The sequence below is a fragment of the Rhodoferax sp. genome (assembly GCF_018063565.1).
Taxonomy (GTDB): domain Bacteria; phylum Pseudomonadota; class Gammaproteobacteria; order Burkholderiales; family Burkholderiaceae_C; genus Rhodoferax.
The window spans coordinates 1-6,082 of the sequence record NZ_JAGPBB010000141.1 but is presented as its reverse complement, the minus strand read 5'-3'; the positions used below and the strand labels follow the sequence as shown (position 1 = coordinate 6,082).

General features: G+C 59.8%; 10 protein-coding genes. 2 read left to right on the top strand and 8 right to left on the bottom strand.

The window, feature by feature from the left end; translation table 11 throughout:
• From KBF66_RS18485 to KBF66_RS18460, 6 genes are all read right to left on the bottom strand, one after another.
• Positions 1–128, bottom strand: a 128-nt coding sequence (locus KBF66_RS18485; RefSeq protein WP_296661038.1) for a nucleoside monophosphate kinase, incomplete at its 3' end; no start/stop codon positions are given.
• A 125-nt stretch (positions 129–253) separates the two neighbouring features.
• On the bottom strand, positions 254–1,009 hold the full coding sequence (gene kdsB, locus KBF66_RS18480) for a 3-deoxy-manno-octulosonate cytidylyltransferase (protein ID WP_296661031.1): 756 nt from the start codon (positions 1,007–1,009) through the stop codon (positions 254–256).
• Between the two features lie 14 nt (positions 1,010–1,023).
• Complete coding sequence (locus KBF66_RS18475) at positions 1,024–1,206, bottom strand: Trm112 family protein (RefSeq protein WP_296661029.1); 183 nt, start codon at positions 1,204–1,206, stop codon at positions 1,024–1,026.
• A 24-nt stretch (positions 1,207–1,230) separates the two neighbouring features.
• Entirely contained in the window at positions 1,231–2,271 is a 1,041-nt protein-coding gene (lpxK, locus tag KBF66_RS18470) for a tetraacyldisaccharide 4'-kinase (protein ID WP_296661036.1), read from the bottom strand.
• Positions 2,258–2,683 (bottom strand): biopolymer transporter ExbD, encoded by a 426-nt coding sequence (locus tag KBF66_RS18465; protein ID WP_296661027.1) that lies wholly within the window; start codon positions 2,681–2,683, stop codon positions 2,258–2,260. The genes lpxK and KBF66_RS18465 overlap by 14 nt, the downstream gene beginning before the upstream one ends.
• Before the next feature lie 11 nt (positions 2,684–2,694).
• Positions 2,695–3,321 carry a MotA/TolQ/ExbB proton channel family protein gene (locus KBF66_RS18460; protein ID WP_296661024.1) on the bottom strand — a complete coding sequence of 209 codons (627 nt, stop codon included), beginning with the start codon at positions 3,319–3,321 and terminating at the stop codon, positions 2,695–2,697.
• A gap of 329 nt (positions 3,322–3,650) precedes the next feature.
• On the opposite strand from KBF66_RS18460, the gene KBF66_RS18455 reads away from it, so the two are divergent.
• Entirely contained in the window at positions 3,651–3,884 is a 234-nt protein-coding gene (locus KBF66_RS18455) for a hypothetical protein (protein WP_296661022.1), read from the top strand.
• Positions 3,885–3,929: 45 nt separating this feature from the next.
• On the top strand, positions 3,930–4,511 hold the full coding sequence (locus KBF66_RS18450) for a Fe-Mn family superoxide dismutase (protein WP_296661020.1): 582 nt from the start codon (positions 3,930–3,932) through the stop codon (positions 4,509–4,511).
• Positions 4,512–4,520: 9 nt separating this feature from the next.
• Here KBF66_RS18450 and KBF66_RS18445 read toward each other — a convergent pair whose 3' ends face one another.
• Together KBF66_RS18445 and gmd are read right to left on the bottom strand one after the other, a co-directional pair.
• Complete coding sequence (locus KBF66_RS18445; RefSeq protein WP_296661017.1) at positions 4,521–4,931, bottom strand: hypothetical protein; 411 nt, start codon at positions 4,929–4,931, stop codon at positions 4,521–4,523.
• 24 nt (positions 4,932–4,955) lie between these two features.
• The gene (gene gmd, locus KBF66_RS18440; protein WP_296661034.1) at positions 4,956–6,056 is read right to left on the bottom strand and encodes a GDP-mannose 4,6-dehydratase; all 1,101 of its coding nucleotides are present in this window, start codon (positions 6,054–6,056) and stop codon (positions 4,956–4,958) included.
• Positions 6,057–6,082: the final 26 nt, after the last annotated feature.

Here is a 6,082-nt window from a genome sequence, read left to right as displayed (position 1 = left end):
GTACCCGCCTTGACGGCTGCGCGCAACATGTCGCCAGTGGAGATTTGAGGAATGCCGTATTTCTGGCAGATAAAGGTCGCTTGGGTGCCTTTGCCAGCGCCTGGTGCGCCCAACAGAATCAGTCTCATGTGTGTCCTTGGGAAATGATTGAAAAATCACGCTGGCGTTGGCAATTCGGACGATCGCCTTGGCACAGCTTGCTCACCGCCTGAGAATAGCACGGCGCGGCCGGCAATGGCCTTACAGGCGGGACTTAAAGCGCGAACAGCCGGCGTACTTTTTCAAGGTCTTCGGGGGTGTCCACGCCCGGGCCGGGGGCATGCTCGGCCACATGAACGGCGATGCGGTAGCCATGCCACATGGCACGCAACTGCTCCAGCGACTCGGTTCGCTCGATGGGCGCTTGGGGTAGTCTGGGAAACTGTCGCAAAAAATCAACCCGGTAAGCATAAATGCCGATGTGCCGCAGCGGCGCCGGACTGGGCAACTGATGCGGCGTGTCACGCGGGTAGGCGATGGGCGAGCGGCTGAAATAGAGCGCCAACTGCTGCGCGTCCAACACCACCTTGACCAGATTCGGATTGTGGAAGTCCGCTACTGAGTCAATCGCGTGAGCGGCAGTACTGATATGGGCCAAAGGCTGATTCTTTAACAATTTTGCGACCGCCTCGACCAGCGCGGTGTCAATCAGGGGCTCATCGCCCTGCACGTTGACGACGATGGCATCGTCTGGCAGCGCCAGCAGATCGCAGGCCTCGGCCAGGCGGTCACTGCCACTGGCGTGGTCGATGCGGGTCAGCACCACCTCGACACCGTGCGCTTGACACACGTCCACGATGGCTGCATCGTCGGCGGCCACAACCACTCTGGGCGAGTGACGGCCCGTTTGAAGGGTCAACACGCGCTGGGCCACACGCACCACCATCGGCACTCCGGCAATGTCGGCCAGTGGTTTGTTGGGTAGTCGGGTTGAGGCCAGGCGGGCCGGAATCAGGACGGTATACGGCATTATCGTGGCCGGGGTTACAGCCCGAGTTCTTCGTCGCTCAAGGTGCGTGCTTCACTTTCCAGCAGGATCGGGATGCCATCTCGCACCGGGTAAGCCAGGCGTGCACTGCGAGAGCTCAGCTCCTGCTTTTCGCGGTTGTATTCAAGGGGCCCTTTGGTGACCGGGCAGACCAATAATTCAAGTAGTCGTGTATCCATGGCGTGATGATAGCTGTGCCAGTGTCAAGGCGTTGCAGGTGATGTGGTGTCGGGTCGGCTTGGCAGACGGGCGTCGAGCGCGTTCCAGAATGACCGGGGCAGAGTGAACTCCAGCGGCACCGCGAGTGCGGCAGTGTTGAGTGGCCACAATTTGACCGCGTCTTTTTCTGTGCAAAGAAGTGGATAGCCCTGGTATTCAAATCGCTCCGTGCTACTGAAATCAAAATGATCCGGCAGGGCGATGACGTATTCAAGGGTCAGCCCCTGGGCGCGCAACATGGCAAAAAAGACTTCGGGCTGGGCAATGGCCGCCAGTGCCACCACCGGCTGGCCACACAGGTCGGTCAAGGGCACCCGACCGCCATCAGCGCGCAAGGCATAGCTGGCCAGCTGGCGCCGCCCCTGAAATCCGGCAAACGCCGGGCGTTGGCCGGTGTGCAGCGTCAGATCCAGCGCGCGCGGCCAGGGTTCACGCAAGGGTCCGGCGGGCAGCAGCCAGCCGTTGCCCACGCCACGGTCGTCAAAGACCCCAATCTCGACGTCACGTGCCAGACGCAGGTGCTGCAGTCCGTCGTCACTCACGAGGAGGTTGGTGTGCGGATATTGATTCAGCAGGGCTCGCCCGGCGTCGACGCGGTTTTCCGCGACAAACACGGGCACCTGGGCGCGATGGTGGATCAACGCGGGCTCGTCGCCGACGTCCCGTGCCTTGCTGGCGCTGCTGACCTCCAGGCAACCGGCCGTTTGGCGACCATAGCCGCGTGAAATCACACCCACTTGCCAACCGCGCCCTTGCAGATGGGCCACCATTGCCATCACCACCGGGGTCTTGCCGGTGCCGCCCACCAGCACATTGCCGACCACCACCACCGGTACCGGCAGGCGCTGCACCGGTAGCACGCCAAGCCGGTACAGACCCATACGCAGGCGCACCAGCACCGAGTACACCCGTGACAGAGGCCACAGCAGGCAGGCCAGCAGCCCGCGCCGCAGCCAGGCGTTGCGCAGCATTGGCTGCCAGCCCGACGTTGCGGGTGCTGCCGGTGATGGCTTAGCGGCCACCATCCATGGACGATTGGGTGGCAAAGGTGATGTGTGCCAGTCCAGCACTGCGGGCGGCCTCCATCACGGTGATGACCGCCTGGTGGCGGGCAGCCGCATCGGCGTGGATCACCACGACTGACTCTTTGCCTGCCTTCGCACCCTCGGCCAGCGCCTGCGCCAGGTCAACCATGTTGCGTCCGTTGACCCGGATTTTGTTGACGCTGTACTGCCCCTCATCGCTGACGGACACCAGCACCTCTTTGGGATAGTCGCGTTGCGCCTCCACATCAGCTACTGGCAACTTGATCTGGAGCTCGGTAAATTTGGCATAGGTGGTGGACAGCATCAGGAAGATCAGGATCACCAGCAACACATCGATGAAGGGGATCAGGTTGATCTCGGGTTCCTCTTTGGGGTGGGGGCGAAAGTTCATGGCCAGCGTATTTACTTGCGCAGGGTATTGAGGTGGCGCGCCAGGCGTTCCGCTGCCAGTTCCAGCGTCAGCAGATATTCATCCACCCGGGCGCGGAAATAGCGCCAGAAAATCAGCGACGGAATCGCCACGATCAAGCCGAAAGCGGTGTTGTACAAAGCCACCGAAATGCCATGTGCCAACTGCGCCGGATTGCCTCCGGTAGCCCCTGAGGGTGTTTGTGAACCAAAAATCTCGATCATGCCAACCACGGTGCCGAACAGACCCATCAGCGGTGCGGCCGATGCAATGGTGGCGAGCGCACTGAGGTAACGCTCCAGCTTGTGTGCCGCCAGGCGTCCGGCACTCTCCATGACGGCGCGCAACTCGTCTTCACTGCATCGGGGGTTGAGATTCAGCGCGCGCAAGCCACTGGCCAGAACTTCACCCAGCACCGAGTTTTGTTCAAGTTTGCTCACCACATCCGGAGCCGGCACGGCGTAACGGGCGACGGCCAATACCTCATCGAGCAGCTTGGGCGGTGCGATGCGCTGGGTTTTCAGGCTGATGAAGCGCTCGATGACCAGTGCCAGCGCCAGCACCGAGCTGGCAATCAGGGGCCAGATCGGCCAGCCGGCGGCTTGTATGATGGAAAACAAATGACGACTCCGCTGGTAAAAATTCCGGTGTGATTATGGCGCAGTGCTGTGCGCCCCTGGTCCGCGCGCCGATGTCGTCAATTTGCGCACAATTTCTGTGGATAACTTTGTGGAGAACCGAGGGTTTGATAGCCCTGAAAGCAGGCTGGATGCGGCTCGTGACAGTTTGATGACCGATTAAGCAGTTAAAAATTCAATGAAATCAACAATGTATTACGAACTTGCACAAAACCCCGCTACGCAAAATAGACCAAACCTGCCGGCGCCGATCTGTGGAAGACTCTTCGGTGGCATTTCCGGTTTTCTTGCTTTGTCAAGGGGGTTTTCACGTGTTTGACGCGAATTTTTTGGCGCCTGGGTCGTTGGCCCTGCCGGTCAGAGCCTTGTGCGGTGCGGTCGCCGGCGTGTTGCAGGCCTTCTTTAACCGGGTCACGGTGCGGGGTGAGTTGACCGGGTTTTCTTGTACTGGCAGTTTGTTCGGGCAGTTCCTGCCAGGTCAGACGGTTACTGCCACCCTTGCAGGCGGCACGGTTGATTTGACCGTGTCCCACCCCCCGGTCTGATTCTTTCTACAATTTGCTTTTTTCCAACTTACCCCTGAGGAACTCATGGAACATACTCTGCCCGCCCTGCCATTTGCTATTGACGCCATGGCACCCCACTATTCCAAGGAAACGCTGGAGTTCCATCATGGCAAGCACCACAACGCCTACGTCGTGAACCTGAACAATCTGCAAAAAGGCACCGAATTTGAAGCGATGGATCTTGAAGCCATCGTCAAGAAGGCCACCGGTGGCATCTACAACAACGCCGCCCAGATCTGGAACCATACCTTTTTCTGGAACTGCATGAAGCCCAATGGTGGCGGTCAACCGGGTGGCGCGCTGGCCGCCGCGATAGATGCCAAGTGGGGCAGCTACGCTGCGTTCAAAGAAGCCTTTGTTAAATCGGCGGTTGGCAACTTTGGCTCCGGCTGGACCTGGCTGGTGAAGAGGGCCGACGGCTCGGTGGATATTGTCAACATGGGTGCAGCGGGTACGCCGCTGACCACTGCCGACACCGCGCTGCTGACGGTTGATGTCTGGGAGCATGCCTATTACATTGACTACCGCAACCTGCGCCCCAAATTTGTTGAGACCTTCCTCGACAAGATGGTCAACTGGTCGTTTGCGGAAGCCAACTTTGCCTGAGGCCTTTGTTCAGCGCAAAAACTGCGCCTGAAACCAGTCCCATACGCCAAACGAGAACCCTGGGATCAGATCGATCCCCAGCGCTGACTTGATGATGTACACCACAAAAATCCCCAGGATGGTGGAGAACATCAGAAAGACGGACACGAACAACGCCAGGCTCAGTTCCTGCAAGCGCCGTTCGCGTGCGCTCATGGTGCGCCGGTTGCGCCCGGCGACCACCACCAGGTAATACTGCCACTGCCAGAATTTGAGCGTCCAGCGGAAGTCCACCGCATGCTGGTTCCAGGCCCGACCACCCAAGGCCAGCTTCAAAGCCAGCAACTGCGCGTCGCTGAAGGTGGCGCGCATCTCGTCGGGTAACTTGCCCAGCAGCTGGGAAATGGTGGGGTCACTCTGAAGGGAATGGTCAGCTTGCATAGGTCCGAGCTCCCGGTGGCGCAATTACTCCAAACTCACATTCACCGCATACCCGGCCTGCTTCAGCAGCGCATGCTGGCGTGCCTTCTGCAGGTCATGCGCCACCATCTCGGCGCACATCTGCTGCACCGTGATCTCGGGCACCCAGCCCAGCTCGGTCTTGGCTTTGCTCGGGTCTCCCAGCAAGGTCTCCACCTCGGTCGGTCTGAAGTAACGCGGGTCCACCTTGACGATGGTGTCACCCACCTTCAAGGCCGGTGCCTTGTCACCACGGATGGCCTTGACCACTGCACATTCGGCCGCGCCTTCGCCTTCAAAGGCCACGGTGATGCCCAGCTCGGCCGCACTCCACTCAATGAACTGGCGCACGCTGTACTGCACCCCGGTGGCAATGACAAAGTCCTGCGGCTTGTCCTGCTGCAGCATCATCCACTGCATGCGCACATAGTCTTTGGCATGGCCCCAGTCACGCAGGGCACTCATGTTGCCCATGTACAGGCAGCTCTCCAAGCCTTGGGCAATGTTGGCCAGCCCCCGGGTGATCTTGCGGGTGACAAAGGTTTCGCCCCGGCGTGGGCTCTCATGGTTGAACAAAATGCCGTTGCACGCATACATGCCATAGGCTTCACGGTAGTTCACCGTGATCCAGTAAGCATAGAGTTTGGCCACTGCATACGGAGATCTTGGGTAAAACGGCGTGGTTTCCTTTTGCGGGATCTCCTGCACCAGGCCATAGAGCTCTGAGGTGCTGGCCTGGTAGAAGCGGGTTTTCTTCTCCAGCCCCAGGATACGAATGGCTTCCAGAATGCGCAGGGTGCCCATGCCGTCGACATCGGCGGTGTATTCGGGGGACTCAAAAGAAACCGCCACATGGCTCTGCGCCCCCAGGTTGTAGACCTCATCGGGCTGCACCTGCTGGATGATGCGGGTGAGGTTGCTGGTGTCGCTCAAATCACCGTAGTGCAGCTTGAAGCGGGCATTGTCAATGTGCGGGTCCTGGTAGATGTGGTCGACCCGCTCGGTGTTGAAGCTGCTGGCACGGCGCTTGATGCCGTGCACGGTGTAGCCTTTGTCGAGCAGGAACTCGGCAAGGTAGCTGCCGTCCTGGCCGGTGACGCCGGTGATGAGGGCGACTTTGGGGGTATCTTGAG

What these genes read in the sequence shown, in the direction of transcription:
- kdsB (WP_296661031.1), bottom strand. Translation starts at nt 1,009, where the DNA reads ATGCCGTATACCGTCCTGATTCCGGCCCGCCTGGCCTCAACCCGACTA.
- KBF66_RS18475 (WP_296661029.1), bottom strand. Translation starts at nt 1,206, where the DNA reads ATGGATACACGACTACTTGAATTATTGGTCTGCCCGGTCACCAAAGGG.
- lpxK (WP_296661036.1), bottom strand. Translation starts at nt 2,271, where the DNA reads ATGGTGGCCGCTAAGCCATCACCGGCAGCACCCGCAACGTCGGGCTGG.
- KBF66_RS18465 (WP_296661027.1), bottom strand. Translation starts at nt 2,683, where the DNA reads ATGAACTTTCGCCCCCACCCCAAAGAGGAACCCGAGATCAACCTGATC.
- KBF66_RS18450 (WP_296661020.1), top strand. Translation starts at nt 3,930, where the DNA reads ATGGAACATACTCTGCCCGCCCTGCCATTTGCTATTGACGCCATGGCA.
- KBF66_RS18445 (WP_296661017.1), bottom strand. Translation starts at nt 4,931, where the DNA reads ATGCAAGCTGACCATTCCCTTCAGAGTGACCCCACCATTTCCCAGCTG.